This window comes from Moraxella nasovis, assembly GCF_022701215.1.
GTDB classification, from domain to species: domain Bacteria; phylum Pseudomonadota; class Gammaproteobacteria; order Pseudomonadales; family Moraxellaceae; genus Moraxella; species Moraxella nasovis.
In genome coordinates this window covers 1,216,983-1,241,690 of the sequence record NZ_CP089976.1, presented here as the reverse complement: position 1 = coordinate 1,241,690, position 24,708 = coordinate 1,216,983, and the positions used below count along the sequence as shown (strand labels likewise).

General features: G+C 44.1%; 22 protein-coding genes and 2 tRNA genes. 10 read left to right on the top strand and 14 right to left on the bottom strand.

The features are described from left to right. Position 1: 1 nt before the first annotated feature. From hisD to LU293_RS06040, 6 genes are all read right to left on the bottom strand, one after another. Positions 2 to 1,330 (bottom strand): histidinol dehydrogenase, encoded by a 1,329-nt coding sequence (gene hisD / locus LU293_RS06065; protein ID WP_242746360.1) that lies wholly within the window; start codon positions 1,328 to 1,330, stop codon positions 2 to 4. Between the two features lie 16 nt (positions 1,331 to 1,346). Continuing rightward, on the bottom strand, positions 1,347 to 1,997 hold the full coding sequence (gene hisG / locus LU293_RS06060) for an ATP phosphoribosyltransferase (protein WP_242746356.1): 651 nt from the start codon (positions 1,995 to 1,997) through the stop codon (positions 1,347 to 1,349). A 90-nt stretch (positions 1,998 to 2,087) separates the two neighbouring features. Then, a complete protein-coding gene (gene murA / locus LU293_RS06055; protein WP_242746354.1) occupies positions 2,088 to 3,350 on the bottom strand; it encodes a UDP-N-acetylglucosamine 1-carboxyvinyltransferase in 1,263 nt (420 codons plus the stop codon). 18 nt (positions 3,351 to 3,368) lie between these two features. Then, complete coding sequence (locus tag LU293_RS06050) at positions 3,369 to 3,608, bottom strand: BolA family protein (protein WP_242746352.1); 240 nt, start codon at positions 3,606 to 3,608, stop codon at positions 3,369 to 3,371. Between the two features lie 48 nt (positions 3,609 to 3,656). Beyond that, positions 3,657 to 4,496: a BON domain-containing protein gene (locus tag LU293_RS06045; protein ID WP_242746350.1), complete on the bottom strand. Its 840-nt coding sequence runs from the start codon at positions 4,494 to 4,496 to the stop codon at positions 3,657 to 3,659. A gap of 33 nt (positions 4,497 to 4,529) precedes the next feature. Beyond that, entirely contained in the window at positions 4,530 to 4,937 is a 408-nt protein-coding gene (locus tag LU293_RS06040; protein ID WP_242746348.1) for a YraN family protein, read from the bottom strand. A gap of 217 nt (positions 4,938 to 5,154) precedes the next feature. Between LU293_RS06040 and rlmH the strand changes: the two genes are divergently transcribed. Continuing rightward, entirely contained in the window at positions 5,155 to 5,637 is a 483-nt protein-coding gene (gene rlmH / locus LU293_RS06035) for a 23S rRNA (pseudouridine(1915)-N(3))-methyltransferase RlmH (protein ID WP_242746347.1), read from the top strand. Positions 5,638 to 5,667: 30 nt separating this feature from the next. Here the strand turns inward: rlmH and LU293_RS06030 are convergent, their stop codons facing one another. The 8 genes from LU293_RS06030 to rsmH all read right to left on the bottom strand — a co-directional run bounded on the left by LU293_RS06030 (position 5,668) and on the right by rsmH (position 15,704). Further along, positions 5,668 to 6,900 (bottom strand): multidrug effflux MFS transporter, encoded by a 1,233-nt coding sequence (locus LU293_RS06030; protein WP_242746345.1) that lies wholly within the window; start codon positions 6,898 to 6,900, stop codon positions 5,668 to 5,670. 281 nt (positions 6,901 to 7,181) lie between these two features. Continuing rightward, positions 7,182 to 8,294, bottom strand: a complete 1,113-nt coding sequence (gene mraY / locus LU293_RS06025) for a phospho-N-acetylmuramoyl-pentapeptide-transferase (protein ID WP_242746344.1) — start codon at positions 8,292 to 8,294, stop codon at positions 7,182 to 7,184. Between the two features lie 18 nt (positions 8,295 to 8,312). Continuing rightward, positions 8,313 to 9,797, bottom strand: a complete 1,485-nt coding sequence (locus LU293_RS06020; RefSeq protein WP_242746342.1) for a UDP-N-acetylmuramoyl-tripeptide--D-alanyl-D-alanine ligase — start codon at positions 9,795 to 9,797, stop codon at positions 8,313 to 8,315. Positions 9,798 to 9,816: 19 nt separating this feature from the next. After that, positions 9,817 to 10,461 carry a histidine phosphatase family protein gene (locus LU293_RS06015; RefSeq protein WP_242746340.1) on the bottom strand — a complete coding sequence of 215 codons (645 nt, stop codon included), beginning with the start codon at positions 10,459 to 10,461 and terminating at the stop codon, positions 9,817 to 9,819. Positions 10,462 to 10,746: 285 nt separating this feature from the next. Continuing rightward, a complete protein-coding gene (locus LU293_RS06010; protein WP_242746338.1) occupies positions 10,747 to 12,270 on the bottom strand; it encodes a UDP-N-acetylmuramoyl-L-alanyl-D-glutamate--2,6-diaminopimelate ligase in 1,524 nt (507 codons plus the stop codon). A 30-nt stretch (positions 12,271 to 12,300) separates the two neighbouring features. Then, positions 12,301 to 14,319, bottom strand: coding sequence for a peptidoglycan D,D-transpeptidase FtsI family protein (locus LU293_RS06005; RefSeq protein ID WP_242749692.1), 2,019 nt, complete (start codon positions 14,317 to 14,319; stop codon positions 12,301 to 12,303). After that, positions 14,306 to 14,686, bottom strand: a complete 381-nt coding sequence (gene ftsL / locus LU293_RS06000; protein WP_242746335.1) for a cell division protein FtsL — start codon at positions 14,684 to 14,686, stop codon at positions 14,306 to 14,308. The genes LU293_RS06005 and ftsL overlap by 14 nt, the downstream gene beginning before the upstream one ends. A gap of 7 nt (positions 14,687 to 14,693) precedes the next feature. Then, positions 14,694 to 15,704 (bottom strand): 16S rRNA (cytosine(1402)-N(4))-methyltransferase RsmH, encoded by a 1,011-nt coding sequence (rsmH, locus tag LU293_RS05995; RefSeq protein ID WP_242746333.1) that lies wholly within the window; start codon positions 15,702 to 15,704, stop codon positions 14,694 to 14,696. Between the two features lie 269 nt (positions 15,705 to 15,973). On the opposite strand from rsmH, the gene gltX reads away from it, so the two are divergent. The 9 genes from gltX to LU293_RS09830 all read left to right on the top strand — a co-directional run bounded on the left by gltX (position 15,974) and on the right by LU293_RS09830 (position 24,515). Continuing rightward, positions 15,974 to 17,470, top strand: a complete 1,497-nt coding sequence (gene gltX, locus LU293_RS05990; protein WP_242746331.1) for a glutamate--tRNA ligase — start codon at positions 15,974 to 15,976, stop codon at positions 17,468 to 17,470. A 327-nt stretch (positions 17,471 to 17,797) separates the two neighbouring features. Continuing rightward, a tRNA-Ala gene (locus LU293_RS05985) sits at positions 17,798 to 17,873 on the top strand. Positions 17,874 to 17,994: 121 nt separating this feature from the next. Then, a tRNA-Glu gene (locus LU293_RS05980) sits at positions 17,995 to 18,070 on the top strand. A gap of 89 nt (positions 18,071 to 18,159) precedes the next feature. Further along, positions 18,160 to 19,059 carry a LysR substrate-binding domain-containing protein gene (locus LU293_RS05975; RefSeq protein ID WP_242746329.1) on the top strand — a complete coding sequence of 300 codons (900 nt, stop codon included), beginning with the start codon at positions 18,160 to 18,162 and terminating at the stop codon, positions 19,057 to 19,059. A gap of 186 nt (positions 19,060 to 19,245) precedes the next feature. Beyond that, positions 19,246 to 20,502, top strand: a complete 1,257-nt coding sequence (locus LU293_RS05970; protein ID WP_242746327.1) for a dicarboxylate/amino acid:cation symporter — start codon at positions 19,246 to 19,248, stop codon at positions 20,500 to 20,502. 3 nt (positions 20,503 to 20,505) lie between these two features. Next, on the top strand, positions 20,506 to 21,780 hold the full coding sequence (locus LU293_RS05965; protein ID WP_242746325.1) for a 2-aminoadipate transaminase: 1,275 nt from the start codon (positions 20,506 to 20,508) through the stop codon (positions 21,778 to 21,780). A gap of 79 nt (positions 21,781 to 21,859) precedes the next feature. Beyond that, positions 21,860 to 23,275: a 2-oxoadipate dioxygenase/decarboxylase HglS gene (hglS, locus tag LU293_RS05960; RefSeq protein ID WP_242746323.1), complete on the top strand. Its 1,416-nt coding sequence runs from the start codon at positions 21,860 to 21,862 to the stop codon at positions 23,273 to 23,275. Positions 23,276 to 23,321: 46 nt separating this feature from the next. Continuing rightward, positions 23,322 to 24,263: a bifunctional Delta(1)-pyrroline-2-carboxylate/Delta(1)-piperideine-2-carboxylate reductase gene (gene lhpI, locus LU293_RS05955; RefSeq protein ID WP_242746320.1), complete on the top strand. Its 942-nt coding sequence runs from the start codon at positions 23,322 to 23,324 to the stop codon at positions 24,261 to 24,263. A gap of 129 nt (positions 24,264 to 24,392) precedes the next feature. Further along, the gene (locus LU293_RS09830; RefSeq protein ID WP_256462100.1) at positions 24,393 to 24,515 is read left to right on the top strand and encodes a hypothetical protein; all 123 of its coding nucleotides are present in this window, start codon (positions 24,393 to 24,395) and stop codon (positions 24,513 to 24,515) included. Positions 24,516 to 24,708: the final 193 nt, after the last annotated feature.

The window sequence follows — 24,708 nt, the reverse complement described above, 5'->3', positions numbered from 1 at the left end:
CTTACACCTCTTCTTTAAACGAGACATCGCCATAACGATAGCGTGCCGACAAGGCATGAGCGGTTAGATTTTCTTTTATCGCTAAGATATCAGCCGTTTTGGCAAGTGGTAAACAGCCATCAGATGTACAATGAATAATTGAAGAACGCTTAACAAAATCATACACACCAAGGGGCGAGCTAAAGCGTGCCGTGCCTGATGTCGGCAAGACATGGTTACTGCCAGCACAGTAGTCGCCGATGGCTTCTGGCGTATGCCGCCCCATAAAAATCGCTCCTGCATGGTGAATGTCAGCCAAGACTTCATCAGGATTATCTAATGATAATTCTAAATGTTCAGGGGCGACTTGGTTGATGATGTCTAAGGCGTGCGATCTGTCTTTTGCCAAAATCAGTGCCCCGCGATTGTCTAACGCTGCCCTAGCAATGTCGGCTTTTGGTAGATTTGTCAATGCTTTATCAAGAGCTACTCTCACATCTGCCAGCTGCTTTTCACAAGTGGTGACAAAAATAGCCTGTGCCACCGTGTCATGCTCAGCTTGACTTAATAAATCCATCGCAAGCCAGTCGGCATTGTCATTGGCTTGCCCTTCGGCATACACCAAGACCTCTGACGGCCCTGCAATCATGTCAATACCCACTTGCCCAAAGACCGCTCGCTTAGCAGCAGCGACGTATTTATTCCCAGGCCCTGTAATTTTATCCACCTTGGCAATCGTATCTGTGCCATAAGCCAATGCTGCTACCGCCTGAGCTCCGCCAATAGTAATCACACTATCTACGTCTGCAAGATGAGCTGCAGCAAGCACCAAAGGATTAAGTACACCTTTTGGGGCAGGCACGACCATGGTGATCTGTTTTACACCTGCCACTTTGGCAGGAATGGCATTCATCAGCACGCTAGATGGGTAGCTTGCCAAGCCACCTGGCACATAGATACCCACACTATCAAGCGGTGTCACCTTTTGACCCAAGCGGTTACCAAGCGTGTCGGTAAATAAAAATCCTGTCTCAACTTGATGCTGATGAAACTCAAAAATACGGCTTGCAGATAACTGTAAAGCAGTCTTAACATGTTCTGGCAAGTCGTCAAACGCATTTTTAAGATAGTCTTTGGCAATAAATAAATCTGCCATAGATGTCGCTGGATGATTGTCAAATTTTTGGGTAAAGGCAAAAACCGCTTGATCGCCATTACGGCGAACCTCGTCAATGATGTCGTTGACCGTGCTGATAAGCACGCTGTCAGTTACCGTCTCAAAAGCAAGCAAATCGGCTAATCGGCTATCAAAATCGGTATCGGTATAACGAATGGTAGTTAAATTTAGCATCCTAAGTTCCTAAAATTTATGCAGTAGCTTTTTGAAGTGTCTGTAAAATCGGTGTCAGACTGGCAAGCTTTGTTTTATAGCTGACAGGATTGACAATTAAGCGTGATGATACTTGGCAGATCTCATCTAATGGTTCAAGACCATTGGCTTTTAAGGTATTACCTGTATCAACCACATCCACAATCAGATCACCCAATCCCACCAAAGGAGCAAGCTCCATTGAGCCATACAGCTTAATGACATCTACTTGCTCGCCACGTTTGGCAAAATAATCACGAGCGACATTCACATATTTGGTGGCGATACGCAAACGGCGATTGGGAAGTGTCGCTCCCTTAACGCCTGCGGTCATCAGCCGACACTTGGCAATGCCTAAGTCAAGTAGCTCGTATACTTGAGCATCATATTCCATCAAAACATCCTTGCCTGCAATACCGACATCTGCTGCTCCATGCTCAACATACGTTGGCACATCGGACGCTCTTAGGATTAAGATTTGGACATCAGGATTTGTGGTGGGAAAAACAAGCTTACGAGATTGTTCTATATCTTCTAACAGCTCAATACCTGCTGCCTTTAATAGTGGCAACGTTTCTTTTAAAATTCGCCCCTTAGATAAAGCGATAGTTAAGCCGTTAAATGCACTTGATTGTGTTTGTTTATTCATACCAGTGGATTTCTCAATTTTAAATTAGCATTAGCCTAAGTCCGTGCCGCTCATGCAAAAAAGCACCGATACATGCTCGGTGCTGGCATATTATGCTTTAATGCGTTCAATATTTACGCCAAGCCCACGCAGCTTATTCTCCACATTCTCATAACCACGATCAATGTGGTAAATACGGTCAATCATACTCTCGCCATCAGCACAAGCTGCCGCCATGACAAGCGACATAGATGCGCGCAGATCGGTTGCCATGACAGGAGCTGGGCTAAAGCTATCTACACCTGTAATCACAGCAGTATGTCCATCTACTTTAATACTCGCTCCCATACGCTGTAGCTCTGGAACGTGCATAAAACGATTCTCAAAAATGTTTTCAGTAATGGTGCTTACCCCCTCAGCAAGACAACATACCGCCATCAGCTGAGCCTGCATATCGGTAGGGAATCCTGGGTGAACTTGCGTGCGAATATCTACCGCCTTAGGGCGAGATTTCATCACAGCACGAATCCAGTCATCGCCTGCGGTAATGACCGCCCCCATCGCTTGCATTTTTTTTAGTACAGGCTGTAAAAATCCAGTGGTTGTGTTTTTGGTCAATACATCACCACAGCTCATCAATGCACCTGCAAGATATGAGCCTGTCTCAATACGGTCAGCAATAACGCTGTATTCACAGCCATGCAGGCTATCCACGCCTTCAATAATCATAGTCGGTGTGCCAATGCCATCAATCTTAGCACCCATAGCAACCAGCATATTTGCTAAATCCACCACTTCAGGCTCGCAGGCACAGTTTTCTAGGCGTGTCGTTCCAGAAGCTAAAGCCGCCGCCATGATGGTGTTTTCTGTTCCACCGACTGTTACCATATCAAACGTAAAATCACAGCCGATAAGCTTACCGCCTTTAAGGGCTTTAGCTTTTACATAGCCATTTTCTACTATGATATCAGCACCCATTGCCTCTAGTGCTTTTAGGTGCTGATCCACAGGGCGTGAACCGATAGAGCAGCCACCCGGTAAAGACACTTCTGCTTCGCCAAATCGTGCCAAAAGCGGCCCTAACACTAAGATGGATGCACGCATGGTGCGTACAAGCTCATAAGGCGCATAGTAGTTGGTTACCGTGCGAGCATCTGCGATGACAGTATTGGCTTCTTTTTTAATGCGAACACCCATACCACCAATTAGCTTAACTAATGTTTCGGTGTCTTTTAAAGTTGGTACGTTGTGCAGCACAGTCTCACCGTTTGGCAGTAGCATAGCAGCAAGTAATGGCAGGGCTGCATTTTTTGAGCCAGAGATGGTAACTTCGCCTGCAATACGGCTTTTGCCGATAATTTTAAATTTATCCATCGTCTTATCCTTTTATCCTTATTTACGCTCAGCATATTCGCTTGGGGTTAGGGCGTGGATACTAAGGGCGTGAATCGCACCACTTTGGATAAATGGATTGGCAATGGCATAGACAGCTTGCTGACGCTGAACTAAGCGCTTACCATCAAAACTATCATCAACTATTAATACTTCAAATTTATTGCCGTTATTCACCGCTTGGATTTCAGCGTTGGGAAAGTGGGGGCGTAAAGCGGTGATTAGATCATCTGCATTCATGGCGTTCTCGTTAAATAAAAATAAAAATTTTTAGTGCATTATCACTGTTTAAGGTTTATTTGTCCCTTGGTATAACTCAATATAACTGCTGCCTGATGATGGGGCATATACAGGGCTTGCGTTGATTGGTGCATTCGTGCTTGCATTTGGTAAATAGATTTCTTGCATGGTGTACGCACCTGACGTTGGCTGTGCGTTTGGCACAATGCTAGGTGCTGCCTGAATAGGGGTGGCAACCACAGCAGCTGGCGTGGGTGCGGGCGTACTTGGCGACATACCCACCGCCACATCTTGAGCCTTATCAGTCTGCGAGATAATCGTCATCAGCCCGACTACTGATGCCATGCCTGCGGTGTTTTGAACTGCATCATAAATATAATCTCTTTGTTCAGCTGTCATGTAGCCAAGTACATAGGCGATCTGATTACGCACGACGATTTTATATTGTGATGACTTAATGGCGGTGTTAGCAAGCAGCTTTGTTCCAATTTTCGCCTTTATATAGCCTTCTTGGAGTGTGTGGCTTTGGCTTTTTGGGGTAGGCGTTACGGTCAGATAGTTATAGACTTGCTTAACATCTTTCATGGATCCAATCATCTTCTCGACGTCTTTTTTTGTGGTCTCGTCAGCCACTTCACCTGTCAACAGTACTTCACGCTGAAAGCTGTCAATGGCGATTCTCACTGTGTCTGGACTTATACCACTCACACGGTTTAAATTACGGCGTGCAGTTAACTCAATACTCTCATCGCTAATACGCTCAGGAACGCTGCGTCCAAACTCGTATGAACCATAGTTTTGATTATCATCACCCATGCCAAGCGTACTACATGCTGTCAGGCTTGCTAGTACACATACCGCCATCAAAGGCTTTATCATATATTTCATTATCCACCCTAGTGTTGTATTAAATGTTCTCAATCAATCCACCAAAAAAGCCGCTTGAATCCAATTTAGATCAATATTGCCATCAGATTTGGTATCAAAACCTATGACATCAAAGCGACAATCACAATCGGCAAACTTATCATGTTGTGCGATAAAATGCTCGGCCGCTTTAATAATCTTTCTTTGCTTAGCAAGCGTTACTGTCTCAAGACTGCTGGCAAACTGACTACGGCGGCGAGCTTTAACTTCCACAAAGACAAGCGTCTTAAAAACTTTGTTACCAAGCGATGTTTGCCCTAATGCAACAACATCAATCTCACCAACCAAAGCGACATTGTAATTGGTTGTGATAATTTGCAAACCTTGAGCAGTTAAAAATTTGCACGCCAATCGTTCAAAGCGAGTGCCTATTTGTCGTGCACTTGACTTAGATGTCGCCATGTCAGTTTTTGATTGCTGTTATGGCAACCATCTTTATCAATTTATCATGCCATGCTTGCTTTTTGCTGTCAAATCGTGCGTATTGATAATGCTTATCATCTGTCTGTGCTTGCGTCATCGCACCAATCACTTTATTGATTAAAAGGTATCATCATAGCAAAATTGGATAAAATTTGCTATGCTTTGCACAATTTTCAAAACACAATCAATTTAATTTATGAAACTTAGAATTTTAAGCGTTGGGCATAAGATGCCAAACTGGGTACAAACTGGCATTAACGAATATCTAAAACGCATCGCCCCTATGATGAGTACCGAAATCATCGAAATACCCCCTGCCAAACGCAGTAAAAACCCATCATCTGCCGAGATTGATAAATATAAACAAACCGAAGCTTGTGCCATCTTATCTGCCAAGCACGATAACGAAAAACTCTGGGTACTGGAAGTAACTGGTAAAATGCTCAGCACCGAACGCTTAGCAGATAAATTACAAATCGCCATGCAAGATGGGGCAGACATTGCTTTGGTCATTGGTGGAGCAGATGGCGTATCAAAAGACATCTTAGCGGCAGCAGACTTTAAATGGTCACTCTCTGAATTAACCTTGCCGCATCCGCTTGTGCGTGTCGTCCTAACCGAACAGCTGTACCGTGCGATGACCATTATTAATCACCACCCCTATCATCGGGGTGGGTGATGATTTTGGGGTCTTTTTGCTTAAAATTTACTAATCTACTTTTGATAAATCAAGCTTACCATCAAGGCTAAATACCAATATCGTACCAATCAGTACAAGTACGCTGATGATAATGCCAAGCTTAAGCACAGGCGTGACTGAAAATAAACTTAGTAATAAACCGCCAACAATCCCCACGCTAAATTGCATCGCCCCTTGCATTGCAGACGCCATACCTGCACGCTTTTTTTGGAACGCCAAGGCGATGGCGGCAGCATTTGGCTGAGTTAGACCAAGCCCTGCAATGCAACAAAAGATACAAACAAACACAAGCCAAAAGTTCGCTTGCTCACCAAATACCACACCGAGTAAAAGCAAGCACAGGCCACACATCAGCTGCATTAACGCCCCAAAGCGAAACAACTGTACCAATCTAAATTTCTTGGTTAAAAATTGATTCACCTGCGTCATGGCAATAAAACCAAACGCATTCGCCCCAAAAGCAATGGCAAACTGCCGCTCAGATAAACCATAACCAACCATAAATAGTTCACTTGAGATGGATAAGTAAATGAAAAAAGCCCCCTGAAGCAATCCACCTGCTACTGCTGGCACGATAAAGCTTTTGTCCTTTATTAAGTCCAGATAATTTGCAAAGGTATGTAAAATAGGGGCGGTATTTCGTTTTTCTGGCGACAGTGTTTCTTTTAAAAACAGCTTAGTCAGTACTAAATTTAGTACACCATACGCCACTAATATCCAAAAAATCATATGCCAACTGGCAAACCTTAGCACAAATGCCCCAAGGCTTGGTGCTAAAATCGGAGCAAGCCCCATTACCAATACCATCAGGCTAAAGGCTCGAGCCGATTGCACAGGATTAAGCGTATCACGAATGGCAGCACGAGTAACCACCGCTGTCACACACGCCCCTAACGCCTGCACCGTCCGAGCAATAAATAGCACCGTCTCACTTGTGGTAGTAGCACAAATCACACTTGCAATGACAAACAGCGTCATGCCAAGATACATGGGTAACACACGCCCCACACGGTCTGAGAATGGTCCATAAAACAGCTGACCAAATACAAGTCCGATAAAATAAAACGGCACAGATTTTGCCACTTCACTCACAGGCACGCCAAACTCGTCTGCCATCGTTGGCAAAGCAGGCAAATACATATCAATAGCAAGCGGACCTATGGCAACCATCATGCCAAGCATCATCACCCATAACACAGGAAATGGCTTGGCAACAGCCTTAGAATTAACAAAATGAGTCATAATCGCAACCAAATAAAATACCGAAAATACACGGCTATAAAAAACTAATGGCTGCATCAAAATCATGATGAATCGCAGATCAAACGACCCTTATTCAAGCTAAGCGGTCTGAGCTAAAATTCAGCTGATTTTAATGCAAACAATACCAAGCATTATCAAACTTATTAATATTGTACCATGATTTTGTTATTTGTGATTTACTAGGCGATACTACCAAAGTCTGACACCCACCAAAAAAAGGCGTACAGTATCGGCACGCCTTTTTTGGTGGATAAAAGATACTATCGCAACTTTAATGTCATTAGCCCAAGCACCACTAAAATAATGCAGATGATATAAAAACGTGCGACTACTTTAGTCTCTTTTAGTCCTTTTTCTTCAAAATGGTGATGTAAAGGAGCCATCAAAAAAATCCGCTTTTTGCGTAACTTGTATGAGCCAACTTGTAACATCACTGATAATGCTTCTGCCACAAAAATCCCGCCCATAATCGCAAAAGCAATCTCTTGGCGAGTCATGATGGCAATCACGCCAAGCATACCTCCAAGACTTAACGCCCCAACATCGCCCATAAACACTTCTGCAGGCGATGCGTTATACCATAAAAAGCCAAGGCACGCCCCCACCATCGCTGCACAAATGACGACAACATCACTGTTATATGCGATGAACGGCACATTCATATAATTTGCCCAAACCGCATTGCCTGAGATATAGGCAAATACCCCAAGACCTGTCGCTACCAGTGCCACAGGCAACGAGACAAGTCCATCTAAACCATCGGTGAGATTAACCGCATTAGACGAGCCTGCTAAGACAAGATAAGTAAAACCAATAAACCCAATCCCAAAAGGAATGGCAGATAGCGGGATAATCCAGTTTTTGGTAAGTGGGATAAGTAAATCTTGCATGGCTTGTGTGGCTGTGATGTCAGCTTGCCCCTTAGCGATAATGTACAGCCACACGCCTGCTATCAGCGACCCCACCGACAGCCAGAAATATTTTTTACGAGCGATAAGCCCTTGGGGGTTTTTGTGCTTAATTTTTAGCCAATCATCTGCCCAGCCAACTGCACCAAAAATCGCCATCACCGCCATCACAATCCACACATACGGATTAGCAAGATTGGTCCACAGCAGTGTCGAGATGCCAATCGCCGCCAAAATCAGCACACCTCCCATCGTTGGTGTACCTTGCTTGGCAAGGTGTGTTTTTGGTCCATCGTTTCGTACTGCCTGACCGTACTTCAGCTCTCGCAAATACGTAATAACAGGGCGACCAAAGCCAATAACAATCACAAGGCTTGTCAAGACCGCAAGCAGACTTCTAAGCCCGACCGATGCGATGGTCTTATCGTGCAAAATATTCAAGTAATCAATGAGCCAGTACAACATAGTTGTGCCTTTTTATTTTTATGAATTAGGGGTTTGGGTTAAATTATCAATCAACGTTTCCATTCTCGCTGTGCGAGATCCTTTAAATAACACCGCTGACGGCTCGCTTAATAGTGCTTGAATTGCTGTCAAGACTTCAGCTTTATTAGAAAAATGTCGAGCCAAATCAGGCTTAATTTCATTAATGGCAGCGGTACAATGAGCCATGAATTGACCGACAGTCAGCACATAATCTAACTCAAGTTCAGCAAGCTTTTGTCCTAATTTATAATGCTCAAGCTTAGCTGCATCGCCAAGCTCACCAACATCACCTAGCACCAAAATCTTTTGGGCAGTTTCATTTTCTAGGACTTTAGCTGCCATAAAGATTGAATTTGGATTGGCGTTATAAGTATCATCAATGAGCAGATGATCGCCAAACTCCATGCGAGTCAGACGCCCTTTAGGTGGCACAGCGTTGTTTAGCCCTGATTTAATCATATCAAGTGGCATGCCTAGCGATGTCGCTATCGCTGCTGCTGCCAAGGCGTTCACCACATTATGCTCACCTATAAAGGGCAGTGTTACTTCATCACTGTCAATATCATCAACCGCTAAATTCACACTTAGGGTAAACTCACTACACGTTGCCAAAGTCTCAACATCATCAGCAAAGACATCGCCCATCAAGAGCACAGTTTCAAGACAGCTAAGCTCAACTTTTTCATCATCGCTTAAGTCATTAAAATCAATGCCTGCCTTGCTAACTGGCACTTGTTTTTCACCAAAAGTGATGATGTTTTTGGTAAACCTCGCCGCTTCATCTTGTAATTTATCAAAAAACTCATCACCAAAAGGCAATACTGCCACACCATCGTTCGTCAATGCCGAAAAAATCTCCGCTTTCGTCCGAGCGATGTTATCTCTACCACCAAACTCCCCCAAGTGGGCTGTGCCAATGTTTAAGACACACGCCACATCAGGGCGAACGAGCGACGCTGTATAAGCAATCTCACCCACATGATTTGCCCCAAGCTCCATCACCGCAAAACGATGCTCATCAGTCAGCTCTAAAAGCATCATCGGCACGCCTAAATCGTTATTAAGATTACCACGTGTTATGAGTGTTGGTGCAACTTGGCTAAAAATACTGCCAAGCATTTCTTTAGTTGTGGTCTTGCCACTGCTGCCTGTTAGAGCAATCACGGTCAAATCAGGGTGGACATCACGGCGAAATTTACCAAGATGACCTAGTGCCAGACGAGTATCATCCACCACAAGCTGAGCGATATTTGTATTACAAACTTGGCTGACGATGACAGCTACCGCTCCTTTTTGGACAGCCACGTCAATAAAATCATGCCCATCAAAATTGTCGCCTTTAAGAGCCAAAAAAACATCACCTTCACTGATTTGGCGTGTGTCGGTAGTGATTTTGGTAGTGGTTAAGTCGCCATCTAAATTATGCCAAATGCCGTTTGTGGCAGCTTGTAAGGTGTGTTTTACCCAAAGATAAGCAGTCATGATTTACTCTGTTTATTATTTAGCGAATATCGCCATCTTGTCTGTCGTTTTTAGTATAAGCCTTGGTAATACTGTCGCCTGTTAATATGAAAACTTCGCAATTTTTTGGGCGTATCGCCAACTCAAACGCACGAAATTTAGCCATATTATGCATGCGTGGGCCATCTTGGTGTAATATTTGCCAGATTAACATACCAATCCACATACCATGCGTAAATACGACATAATTGCCATCAGGCAAACTGCGAAAAAAATTTCTCACCCATCTTACACGCTCTATAAATTGTAAAAAACTTTCTGTGGCATCGCTGTCTTTATGATTGACATTAGTTGTCCAAAATTCATCGGCAAGGCGTACCATCTCATGAACTGTCAAATCCTTGATGCGGTCAAAATCTAAATAATTAAATTCATGCAGCTCATCAATGACAATCGCTTCTTTATCTATAATACCTAAAAAAGGCTTAGCAGTTTGTTGTGTGCGGACATAACTTGACACAAAAACATCGCTAATCGGCTCTTTGATGGTATTTTTTAGCCACTGGGCAAGCTCTAGTGCCTGCAAATTACCAAGCTTAGTGAGATTAATGGCGTGATTTGGACGAATGGCAAGCCCTGCATTAGTTTCGCTTTGAGCATGACGAATGAGATAAAATTTTTTCATGATCTTTTTTGCCAAAATCAAAACAACGGATTAATTTTTCCTAAACCGATAATTTTATCATAAGTCAACCGCCTAAAGTGAAATAAAACGTTTAGTTTTGGTTACATGTCATTAAAATTAAGACCAAATAAAAACCGAAAATCATCAGATTTTCGGCTCTTATCGCACAACAATACTAAATCTAAAAACGAATGCCAAACTACAAAAATACATCTATGCCTATAATCTTAATCTTATTGTTAGACACTTAACCTTGTTATATTCCATATTCTCTAGCGTAGTTAGTTAGTCTAAGCCATCTTCATTGAGTAGTGACTTTACCACTACCGTATCATCAAAATCATGCCTTACACCATTAATCTCTTGGTAAGTCTCATGCCCCTTACCTGCGATAACCACGATATCATCAGCGTTAGCGTTTTTTACCGCATACTCAATGGCTTTAGCACGGTCAGCCTCAATCACCGTCTTATAATGCTCTTCGCAAGTCATACCCACTTGCATATCAGCTAAGATGGCGGTCGGCTTTTCGGTGCGTGGATTATCGCTTGTTAGCACAACTTTATCTGCCAAAGCAAGCCCTGCCTTTGCCATCAAGGGACGCTTACCCCTATCCCTATCGCCACCACAGCCGAACACCGCCCAAAGCTTGCCTAAGCAGTGGGCTTTTAGGTTTGTCAAAACTTGCGTTAATGCGTCTGGTGTATGGGCATAATCAACGATAACACAAGGGGTTTTATCAGGGCAAACTCTCTCCATTCGCCCCCTAGCACCTTGTAAATGGGCAACTAATTTTGGCAAATCATTAAAGGCACTTGGGCTAATTGCTAATAATGTCGCCACGCTCGCTAATAAATTTGCCACATTAAATAGCCCAAGTAACGGGCTATTTAACGCTATCTCGCCAAATGGGCAAACCAGCGTAAAACGAACGCCATCTAAACTTGGGGTGATATTTTTAGCAAAAAATGTCGCCTGTGCATTCGTTGTACTATACGTCCAAACTGTCAATTTAGAGTGCTTAGCTTTATCAATCATCAGCCCGCTAAATTCATCATCTAGGTGGATAACAGCATGGGTCAATCTTGAAAATAAGTCTTTATCAAACAGCTTTGCTTTAGCGGCGGCATAGTCATCCATATCAGCATGATAATCTAAATGATCTCGGCTTAGATTGCTAAATACCGCTACGCTAATTGGCACGCCCTGCAAGCGGTGCTGATGCAAGCCATGAGAGCTTGCTTCAACGCACAAAACTTGCACGCCTTTTGTCGCAAAATCATGCATGGCGTGGTGTAAGTGGAACGATTCAAGTGTGGTGTGCGTGCTTTGGCTTAAGTCTGGTAAAATACCATTACCTGCCGTTCCCATCACCGCTGTCATCACGCCAGCACCACTGATAAGCTGAGCGGTCAGCTGGCTGATGGTCGTCTTGCCATTAGTACCTGTCACCGCAACAACAGTAGGCAGTTTAGCTGCGTGGTTATGTTGTAGGCTTTGGGCGATGAGTTCCCCTAGGTATTCACGGATATTTGGCACAATCACAATCGGCAAGTCAAAGTCATCAGCAATCGGCAAAACATCCACTTCAGATAACACAAAAGCTGCCTTATCTTGAACTTGGGTTAAATAAGCTGACAACACGGACAAATCCACAGTTGCATTAGGGTTTTGGGATTTTAATAAAATAAAAGCATTACCCTGTATAAGCTTACGACTATCCACAGCAAAGCCATTAAATTCTAGATTTGCCACTTGGTCAAGTTTATTTTGTATGTCGCTTGAGAGCTTAAATTCGGCAATTTTCATAATTTATTCCAATGAATTTATCCCAATGAATTATTGATGTTCGGTAAGTGGCTTATCAAATGGCACATTATAAATCCGCAGTGCCTCTTTCATGACATTATGAAATACAGGTGCTGCCACTTTGCCTGCATAGAAATTCTCTCGTGGATCTTCTACCCAAATAACTGTCACAAAGCGTGGGTTACTTGCAGGTGCAATGCCTGCAAACACCGTACGGTGTTGGTCATTATAATAGCCACCGTTCGGGTTATTTCGGCGTGTCGTTCCTGTCTTGCCTGCCACACGATAGCCGTTAATTGCTGCTGATCGTGCCGTGCCGCCTGCCTGAGTAACCAGCTCCATCATGCCGACCACTTCTTGGGCGTGGCGTGGTGAGATAATTTGGGTCGGCTCTACCATTGGCTCATCTTTAACCAGTCTAAGTGGCTGCATCTTGCCGTTATTGCCAAGCACAGCATAGGCTTGGGCAAGCTGGGCTAAGGTGATTTGCTGACCATAACCATATGCCATTGTGGCGCGGCGCGAACTGTCTTTTTCGTCTGGCACGGTCACCTTGCCTGTCGCCTCAGCAGGAAATTGCAAGGCAGTTTTTTGACCTAATCCAAATTTACGCTGCATATTGGCAATGGCATCATTAGGTAAACTCAGTGCAATCTTAGCAGGCGCAACGTTACTTGACTTTTGGATTAGCTTAGCTAGGGTGATTTGTCCATAGTTTCCCGCATCACGAATCGAATAGCCACCGATTCTAATAGAGCCTGGCGACGTATCAATCAGTGTGCTTGTCGTGTATTTGCCCGACTCAAGAGCAGCTGCAACCGTAAAAGGCTTCATCACAGAACCTGGCTCAAAAACGTCTAGCACAGGACGATTTCGCTCATTTGCCCCTGTTCGCTCCGATAAATTATTACTATTAAACGATGGCCATGTACTCATAGCAAGTACATCACCTGTAGCAACATCCACCACCATACCAGAACTTGATCGTGCCGACTGCTCACGCCCTACTTTTTCAAGCTCCTTATAAAGCACATATTGTAGCCTAGAATCAATCGTCAAATGAACGTCTTGGGCAGGTACTTCTGGCTTAATCTGTTTTAATTCTTTAATGGCAGAACGGCGAGCATCTCTTAGCATTAAATACTGACCCCGCTCTCCTGCTAGGCGTTTTTCGTATTTTGACTCAATGCCAGCACGCCCCACATAACCGCCATCATCACCGCTTGACTGAGCCATATAGCCTAGAATTTGGGCATTGGGTTCTGCTTGTAAGTAGTATCTTTGAAAAAATTTTGACTCAGTGACACCAACAAAATCAGCCGCTAACACAGGTGCTGCCACTTCTGGAGACACTTTATTAAGTAATACCAAATGACGAGAGCCTGCACCTGTTGGCAGAGCATTTTTGACGGCATCTTCGTCTGTGACATCAATGGTATCGTCAATTTTTACCGCTTTTTGTAGCCGCTCTAATGGGAAGTTGGTTAATGCTGCAAGCTTAACAAGCTGCATATCATCCAGCTCTTGTATTGCTCTATCACGCTCTTTAATCTGTTTGGCGGACAGTTGCTTTTTTCTATCGCCTTTTTGGATTGAGTTATCGGCAAGGATTTTTTTTAGGTGGTAGTATTTTTGAGCATAATCATAAGGGCTAAAAGCAATGATAGACAATGGAGCATTGGCAGCAAGTGGCATGCCTAAGGTATCCACTATCATGCCACGATAGACGACTGGGCTTTGTTTAACAGTGATCAGACTGTCGCCTTTTTCAATATAATAATCTGCATTAAGCACCTGCAAATAAAACGCTCTAGCAAAAAGCACAAAAAAGCATAACAGAATAATACCCCAAACAATGCTATAACGCTGCCAGTCATGAGCACCGCCCATTTGCATTGCTCCATGGCGTTTTTTGGTACGAGTCAATTTAGATGCTGCCAATTTTTTGGTGCTTGATGCTGGGTTTGCCTTAGTAGCATTAGCATTCTTTTTACGCAGTGGCTCAGTGATGATAGATGCAGCTCCTGTTGTTTTTTTAGTTTTTCTCATCATTAGCCACCTTTTTAATGCCAATCACACCGCTAGCAGGTACGATTACCTGTCTATCATCATTAGTTGGGAAAAACATTCCCAATTCAGTTGTTGCACGCTGAGCTACTTGTGGTGTACTGCTAAATGTCTGCTGTTCGATAAGCAGTCGCTGCTCTTCTATCTTCAGCCGAATCATCTCGCTTTTAAGTTTTTGTAAATCACGGTAAGCGTTATGATGCTCTTGGGTTTGTCGAGCGACGCTTGCTCCTGCCCATAAGCACGCCACAAACAGCACACCCAACACCAAAAAACATACCTTTTTGATGCCTGCATTGCTCAGCTTATTTTGCTCTGTTATTAAATGGGCGTGTCGGTTCATCGTCATTGGTATCTCATTTATCATCTATATTGGTGGCAAGTCTAATTTCATCACTCATCGGCGTATCAAGTCGCACCGCACCACGTAAATAAGCACTTCTGGCACGTGGATTTTGTTTGATTTCATCATGACTAGGAGCAATACGATATGGCTTACCAAAATACTTGGGGCGTTTTATCGGCATAAGCAGCTTATCATCGCCCTCATATCGCCCACGACTGTGGTTGTTTAAAAACTGCTTAATCATGCGATCTTCAAGCGAATGAAAGCTGATTACCGCCAAATGTCCGCCTGTTTTTAGAGCTTTAATACTATCGTCTAAAAACATCTTCACATCACCAAGCTCATTATTGATAAAAATCCGCATGGCTTGAAAGCTCTGAGTGGCAGGGTGCTTTCCCTTTTGCCAATTTGGGTGTGCTTGTTTTATTGTCTCAGCAAGCTGTAAGGTGGAATCATAATTTTCCATCGCCTTAATCGCACGTGCAATGCGTCTACTGTGACGCTCTTCGCCATAAGTATATAGCACATTGGCAAGCGTCTCTTCGTCTACCCGTTTTAGCCACTCGCTAACAGGCTCTCCTCGAGTGGTATCCATTCGCATATCCACCGCCCCATCACGCATGAAACTAAAGCCACGATTGCCATCATCAAGCTGTGGAGATGAGACGCCTAAATCTGCCATAATCCCATCTACCTGATGGATATTTAGCTTCGCTAAGGCAGATAGCACATGAGCAAAACTGTCATGCACCACCTTAACACGGTTATCTTTTTTGGCAAGATCGTTAGCAACTTGGATCGCTTGGGGGTCTTTATCAAAGACGATCAAGACCGCATCATCTGCCAAATGCTCTAATAACAGCCGACTGTGCCCGCCCCTGCCAAAAGTTGCGTCCACAAAAACGCCTGACTTTTTGGCTAAAATGGGTAAACAAACCTCGCCAAGCACACAAGCTACCGTTTCGTGTAATAAAACGGTGTGATGAACAAAGGTGTCTGGGCTGTCGTTGGTATCGGTCATGGTGCTGTCAAATGATGGGTGAGCGTGTGCGATTTTGGTTTATTGCATCGTTAAAATAACATAAAATTTGCATGGTGTATTATCCCAATAACTGACAGATAGTCAAGTAAAATCAAGGATTTTAGGTGATTTTTTTCATATTTTTACACATTTTTTTACAATGCTGCACCATCACTGGTTTTCATAAAATTTTCAATACTTTTATAAAAGCTACTCAAACCTTTGACAATTTGATATGATAATGAGTTTATTTGTTTTGAGATTTTATTATGACACGACCTATTCGCACTCGTATCGCCCCTAGCCCCACTGGCTTTCCGCACGTTGGTACTGCTTACATTGCCCTTTTTAACATGGTTTTTGCTAAGGCTAATGGTGGCGAATTTATCCTAAGAATTGAAGACACCGACCAAGTCCGCTCAACCGCTCAATCTGAAGCAATGATTTTAGACGCCCTAAAATGGGCAGGGCTGTCATGGAGTGAAGGTCCTGATATTGGCGGGCCTTACGCTCCTTATCGTCAGTCTGAACGCATGGATATTTATAAAAAGTACGCCGAAGAACTGCTTGATAAAGGCTTGGCGTTTCGCTGCTTTTGCACACCTGACGAATTGGATAAAATGCGTGAAGAGCAGATGGCACAAGGCTTAGCTGTCAAATATGACGGGCGTTATGCCAATTTAAGCCGTGAAGAATCTGATAAGCTTGCAAACAGTGGAAAGCCTTTTGTTATTCGCATGAAAGTGCCAACTGATGGCGTGTGCGTGATTGATGATATGCTGCGTGGTAAAATTGAAATCCCTTATGAAAACGTGGATATGCAAGTTTTACTAAAAACAGATGGGCTACCTACCTATCATTTGGCAAACGTCGTTGATGATCATCTTATGCAAATTACTCACGTCATTCGTGGCGAAGAATGGATTAGCTCAGCCCCTAAGCATAAGCTGCTTTATGAATACTTTGGTTGGGAGATGCCTGTGCTTTGTCATATGCCGCTGCTGCGTAATCCGGATAAATCCAAGCTGTCAAAACGTAAAAACCCCACATCCATCACCTATTATCGTGATGCAGGCGTACTGCCTGAAGCCCTACTAAACTACCTAGGGCGTATGGGTTATAGCTTACCTAATGAAGCAGAAAAATTTACACTTGATGAGATGATTGCAAGCTTTGACATCACTCGTGTGTCGCTTGGCGGGCCTGTATTTGATATCGAAAAACTCTACTGGCTAAATGGCGAGTACTTACGTGCAATGGACAGCTGTGAGCTTAAAAACCGCCTGTTAGCATGGGCAAGTAATGATGACAAGCTAAATGCCATTGCTAAAGCCATACAACCACGCATTAACACTTTATCAGACGCGGTAAATTGGGCAGGCTTTTATTTTACCAATTTGCCAAATATTACGGCAGATGATTTTACTCATAAGTCATTAACGAGTGAGCAGATTTTAGAGATTTTATACCTTGCCACATGGCAGCTTGAAGCCCTACCTACATGGAGCGAAGAGAATATTTACGCTGTCATGAAAGGCTTGTCGGCTCATTTTGAGATTAAGCTAAAAGATTTTATGCAGCCGTTTTTTGTGGCGATTGCAGGTACGACTGCCAGCACGCCTGTGATGAATTCTATGTACGTCATCGGTGCAGATATGACCTTGGCTCGTCTGCGTCATGCGTGTGAAGTGCTTGGTGGCATGGGCAAAAAAAAGCTAAAAAAACTAGAAGAAACAAACGCAAGATTGCCTAACTTTTTAGCTTAATCTGGTAGGTCAAAATTGCCAAAAAGCTTAGGTTATCTTATATGACCTAAGCTTTTTTTCTAAGCTTTTTTTAGGTTGCATAGCAGGTCATAAACGTATTTTAACCACGCCAAAAGGTTAAAAAACGACACTCTTATAAGCATTACAGACACCCAAATAACTCATACAAATAACACTGAATAATGCAGGCACACTCACTTGGTAGCCCCTGCCAATTAAAAATAAAATGATTTAAAATCATAAAGTTAAATAATTTTTAAATGATTTTTTCAAATTTTGATTTGACAAAATAAAGATGAGCTTATATAATACGCCCACCTTAGCAAAGGGGCTATAGCTCAGTTGGTAGAGCACTTGCATGGCATGCAAGGGGTCAGCGGTTCGACTCCGCTTAGCTCCACCAGTAACGCTAAGTTCAACGTAAGCACCTAGGCACGCTTTTAAAGCATTCTTACGTTGTTATAACGGCTTATTTGTCGTTTTCGGGTTAAAAGATATATTGGTGTCTACTACCCACTCTATGCGTCCCATTCGTCTAGAGGCCTAGGACACCGCCCTTTCACGGCGGTAACAGGGGTTCGAATCCCCTATGGGATGCCACTATTCCAAAAAAGCCAGTCTGATTTGACTGGCTTTTTTTATTTACAGTATGCTAAAATTTTCAGTAAATACCAATTACTAAACCCAACATGCATACAACCAACTTTCGCAAATACCCATCAACCACCGCCTTGCAATGCTTTGAGGCGGCAGGACGGCATCTTAGTTTCACCAAAGCAGGTAAAGAGCTGCACATGACCCAAAGTGCAGTCAGCAAACAGGTTGCCCAATTAGAAGAATTGCTTGGTGTACAGCTGTTTTATCGTGTCAATCAAGGTATTGAGCTGTCGCCTGCTGGGCAAAGTTATTATAAAGACACGCTTGCCATCTTGGCACAAATTCAGCACGCAAGCCTATCCATGATGGTCAAACACCAAGAAGGCGAGATACTCTCCATCGCCTGCCACCCTACCTTTTGTGCCAAATGGCTCATTCCTGCCCTAAAAGGCTTTGGGGCAAGCCACCCACTTATCCATTTAGACATCAAGGAGGTTGCCGAGCCACTTGTAGATACTGGCGGTGTGGACATGGCGTTTTTGTTTGGTAATGGGGTGTGGGTGGGTATGGACGCTGTTAAGCTCTTTGATGAATATATGGTGGCGGTGTGTCGCCCTGATTATCTGCCCAAGGAGACAGACTCAGATAAGCTTACTCATTATCCCCTTTTGCAAATCCGCTCTCGCCCAACCATGTGGCAGGCGTATTTTGCCGAGCTTGGCGTGGCGTGCCAGACGCTTATTGGGGCAAAATTTGACAGCTTTTTTGCGTGTATCAATGCTGCCATGATTGGCTGTGGCATTGCCCTTGTGCCAAAGCGTTTTGTGGATAAAGAGTTAAATGATGGCACACTTGTGCTGGCAATCAATCAAAAACTACAAAGCCAAAACGCCTACTACATGACCTACCAAAGTCGCCTTGCTCACACCCCAAAAGTGATGGCGATGACCAAATGGATAAGCGGGTATCTAGACAAATTTAACACACCTTAAAATTTACCCAATTCACGTTTTTCTTACTACTCTTTTAGCCACTCTTTTTATAGCCATTCCTTTTTAGAATGGCTATGCTTCAAAATTTCGTTTGCTTATTTATCCAAAAACGTCAAAAATAACGCCATGGTCTCAAAATTGAACAAGACCGATAGGTAATTGCAAGGACTGTTTCAAGGAATATTTATGGAAAAATTATGGCGTTGGTATGCCAATAAGTCATTTATGCTAAAAATGACGGCAGGATTTGCACTAGGGGTTGTGGCTGGGCTACTTTTAAAGGAGCACAGTAGCCTACTTACACCGCTTGGCACATTGTTTTTAAATTTACTCAAGATGATTGTCATTCCTTTGGTGGCGTTATCACTCATTGTGGCAGTCAATCACTCAAATCCCAAAGACCTTGGGCGTATCGGTCTAAAAATCTTTCCGCTTTATATGATTACCACGGCTGTCTCTGTGGTGGTTGGAATCGCACTGGCTACATGGACAAACCCTGGCGAAGGCTTATCTTTGCCCACAGATGCCAATGTCAATCCACCTGACAAGCCGTCATTTATAGATACGATACTTAGAATGGTGCCAAGCAATATTTTTAGTGCATTGGCGGCAGGCGATATTTTGGCGGTGGTGTCGGTGTCAGTCATTGTTGGGCTTGCCATTTTGATTATGCGACATTCTGCCGATTTAAAACAGCAGGAAATGGGCGAACTTCTATACAAAATCATGGAAGCGGGCAATGAAGTCGTTACCAAAATTTTAAATGGTATTTTGCAATATGCTCCCATTGGCGTGTTTGGGATTACCGCCAATACCTTTGGTTCTCAGGGTTTGGAGACGGTTGTGTCACTGGGTAAATTTATCGGCACGTCTTATGCTGGCGTAATTATCCTTTTGGTGGTGGTGTATCCGCTTATCATGAAGTCTTTTGGGGTTAAGGTGGTAAAGTTTTATAAAGACATCAAAGAAGCGATATTTACATCCTTTGTTACCAGCAGTAGTCTTAGCACCTTGCCAATTAGCATCAAGGCTGCCGAAAGGGCAGGTATTAGCGAGCGTGTGGCACGGCTGACCTTGCCAATTGGAGCAACAATGAACATGAATGGCACGGCATTGCGTTTGGGTGTGGCGGTGATTTTTGCTGCTGAAATTGTTGGCGTGAGCCTGTCTGTGCCAGAGCTTGCCAGCATTGTGATTGTGGGGACAGTGACAGCGGTGGGGATTGCTGGCGTACCAGGGACAGGGCTGATTGCGATGTCTATTGTCTTTACGCAGGCAGGTCTGCCGATTGAAATTGTAGCCTTAACCGCAGGGATAAATGTGCTGGTGGATATGATTTTTACTTGTGGCAATGTCACAGGCGATTTGGTCAGTGCCAAGATTGTGGACCAAACCGAAAAATGGCAAGAGAAAAAATTGTTAAATCAACTTCATAAAGGATAAAAAATGAGCAATCACAACGTAACAGACGCATTTACCGTTGTCCACCCCATCACGCTTGAACGTGGGGCAGGGGCAAGGGTGTGGGATAGCGATGGCAGGGAGTATATTGATTTTGTTGGGGGGATTGGCGTGCTTAATTTTGGGCATTGCCACCCTGCCATCGTCTCCGCCATTCATGAGCAGACCGACAAAATGACCCATTATGCTTATAATGCCGTCCATCACAAGCCCTATCAAGACTATATGCCACGCCTGTGCAGTATCACCCCCATTACAGGCGATGTGGCGGGTATGCTCACCAACTCTGGGGCAGAAAGCTGTGAAAATGCCCTAAAAATCGTCCGCCAAAAGACAGGACGAGCAGGGGTCATCGCCTTTGATGGGGCATTTCACGGCAGAACACTTGCGGCGGTGAATCTAAATGGCAAAGTCGCCCCCTACAAATCCGCCTTAGGCACATTATCGGCTGGCGTGTATCATATCCCTTACCCAAGTACTGATACAGGCGTAAGCTGTGATGACGCTATCCTTGCCCTAGAACGCCTTATTAGCGTAGAAGTGGACGTAAGTAGCATTGGGGCGGTCATCATAGAGCCTGTACAGGGCGAAGGTGGATTTTTGGCGTTGGATAAAGACTTTGCCAAATACTTGCGAGCATTTTGTGATAAGCATGGCATTATCTTGATATTTGATGAGATACAGTCAGGTTTTGGGCGGTGCGGTGTGCCGTTTGCTACCAGTTTTACAGACATTGAACCTGATTTGATACTCTTTGCCAAAAGCATGGGTGGCGGATTGCCTTTGGGGGCGGTCGTTGGGCGAGCAAGCCTTGTGAATGGACTTATTAAGGGCAGCCTTGGTGGGACATACTCAGGCAACCCTGTGGCGTGTGCTGCCGCCCTTGCCGTGCTAGACATCATGGCGGACGATGGTACATGGCAAGCCGCCAAAGACTACGAAAACACCTTGACCGACACCATCGCCCTATGGCAAAAACAGCAAATATTGCCTTGGCTTGATGGCTTGACAGGCATTGGGGCAATGCGTGGCATTCGCTTATCGCACGCCAAGCACGGCACGCACGCCAACGTGATGAATTATATCTTAAAAGTAGCCCGTGAAAAGGGCTTACTGCTCATGCCAAGCGGCAAATACCGCCACATTATCCGCTTATTGCCACCCATTAACATTGATAAAGATACGTTAAATCAAGGTTTAGCGATTTTAAAAGAAGTCTTGGCAAGTTTGCCCGATGACCCAAATGATATTGTTGCTTAAAGATATTGTTGTTTAAAATTGTCATTAAACGCACCGTAGGGGCGTATTTACACCCAGTTAGCCAATGTAAGGAAATATTATGAGCCAATTTACCCAAAGCCAATTTCAAGACAAAGACAGCATTCGCCACGCCTTTTCGCTTGCCATGTCCAAGATGTATCAGAGCGAAGTGCCACTTTATAAGGAGTTGATGGACTTGGTGGCGGACGTGAACAAGTCTGCCCTTGACAAAGACCCTACCCTAAAACAGCACCTAGCCAACACAGGCGAGCTTGACCGTATTGACCTAGAACGCCACGGAGCGATACGCTTGGGGCTACCAAGCGAGCTTAATATGATGAGACGGCTATTTTCTGTCATGGGCATGAGTCCTGTGGGCTACTATGACCTAACCCCTGCTGGCGTGCCTGTGCATTCTACGGCGTTTCGGACAACCGATAGTGATGGCCTGCAAAAAAGTCCGTTTCGGGTGTTTTGCTCACTCTTGCGTCTTGAACTCATTGATGATGACAAGCTACGACAGCAAGCGATAGACACCCTAAACAAACGCCAAATTTTTACGCCAAGGGTCATTGAGCTTATCCAAAAGTCTGAAAGCCAAGGCGGACTTAACAAGGCAGACAGCGATGAATTTGTGATAGAAGCCACCAAGACCTTTAAATGGCACACCACATCGCCCATCAGCAAAGAGCTGTATGATAAACTGCACAATCAGCACCGCTTGATGGCCGATATTGTCGGCTTTTATGGACCACACATCAACCACCTAACCCCACGCACGCTGGATATTGACAAGGTGCAAACAGGCATGAGTGAGCGTGGCATTGATCCCAAAGAAATCATCGAAGGTCCGCCACGTCGTAGCTGTCCGATACTACTTCGTCAGACGAGCTTTAAGGCGTTAAATGAGCCGATTGCCTTTACAAATGCTGATGGCACGCTCACACAAGGCAATCACACTGCCCGTTTTGGCGAGATTGAACAGCGTGGCATTGCCCTAACCCCCAAAGGGCGTAAGCTCTATGACGAGCTGCTAAACAAGACAAGAGCCAATCTTGCCACCACCCCAGAAAAAGACCCTGACGCTTATTATCAGGCGTTGGCGGACAGCTTTCGGGCGTTTCCTGATGATTATCAAGAAATTTATGAGCAGAGCTTGGGCTACTTTTATTATCAAATTAACGAAAGCCAAATAAATGATAAATCAAAATCAGCCACAAGCAATGACCCAAAAGAGCTGGTCAAACAAGGTATTTTGCGACTTGAACCGATTGTCTATGAAGACTTTTTACCTGTGTCGGCAGCAGGGATTTTTCAGTCTAATTTGGGCGACAATGCCCAAGATAAGACTAAGTCAGGTTATGAAAGACAATCTAGCCAAGCGGTGTTTGAAGATGCTTTGGGGGCGACTGTCCTGGATGAATGTGTGCTATATCAAGCGATGATGGATAAGTCGCTAGATGATGCCTTGATAGAGCTTGGCTTGAACTCATGACATTCATTTGGCAAAATAAGGATAATTCTTAATTTAAGGAGCTTTTATGAAACACTACGACACCCACGACACTATCACCGCCCTGCCAGCTGATAGGCTCATTGACAGCATTCATAAGTTTTTTGTTGAGGGGGTAGAAGTGCCACTTCGTCATCAGCACCCTATTGCTAATGAGGCAGGCGATGAGATTGGCAGATTTTTGCTGATGCCAGCGTGGCAAGTGGGCAAACGCCTAGGGCTAAAAACAGTCTCTATTTTCCCTAATAACAACCAAAAGGGGCTAGCAGGGCTACACTCGGTCTATATTCTGTATGATGCCACGACAGGCGTGCCGATGGCGATGTTTGATGGTAATGTCATCACATCAAGAAGGACAGTAGCAGCATCTGCCTTGGCAGGGCGGTATTTGAGCCGTGCCGATAGCCATCATCTTTTGGTGGTAGGAGCAGGGCAGGTGGGTAATCTTATCCCTGAGATGTACCGTGCGGTACGCCCTATTGACACCGTGAGTATCTATAATCCCACGCCCACCAACGCCCAAAAATTGGCGGACAAGCTCGCCCAAGACGGCTTTAAAACGCACATTGTCAGTGATTTACAAAGGGCAGTAGAGCAGGCGGATATTATAAGCTGTGCTACGCTCTCCACACAGCCCCTGATTTTGCGTGAGTGGCTAAGGGCAGGTCAGCACCTAGATTTAATCGGTAGCTTTACCCCGCACATGCGTGAAACTGATGGGGCGTGTTTTTATGATACCAGTGTCTTTATAGATACCGATGAAGCTCTGTTAAAGGCAGGGGATGTTTTGTCTGCCATTGACGAAGGGCAATTTACCAAAGACAAGGTTAAAGCCACGCTATATGACCTATGTCACGGCAAGCATACAGGGCGTGTCAGCGATGATGAAATTACTGTTTTTAAATCAGTTGGCACAGGGCTTGAAGATTTGGCGGCGGCGAATTTGGCGTATAACACATTAAATCAATAAATGTAGTCACTTGCTACATAAAAACACCCTAGATTGGGGTGTTTTTATATTGAAAAAATAAACATTTTAAATACTGACATACTCCAACAACTATGGTGAATTAAAATAAAAGACTGTGGTTTGAAAAGTATGATGATAAGAAAACCGTTCGTGGTGAGCTTGTCTGCCTATAACGGTTTTCCTACCCGCAGGCATAGCTCAGGGCGAATGGAAAACCTAAGTAGTATACTTTTTGAACTACTTGCCAAATAAAAAATGAAACAGTTGTAGGGGCGTGCTGCATAGGTCTTTGCAAGCCGCAGCTTATTGGACGTATGCAATACGCCCCTACGTTCATTCATGTGCAAATAATACTGTATCATTCTAATTTTAATTGACCATATTTTAAGTTTTCTTCTCCATTCCTAAATGGAATGCCATCATAATTTTGATTCTTTTGCAATTT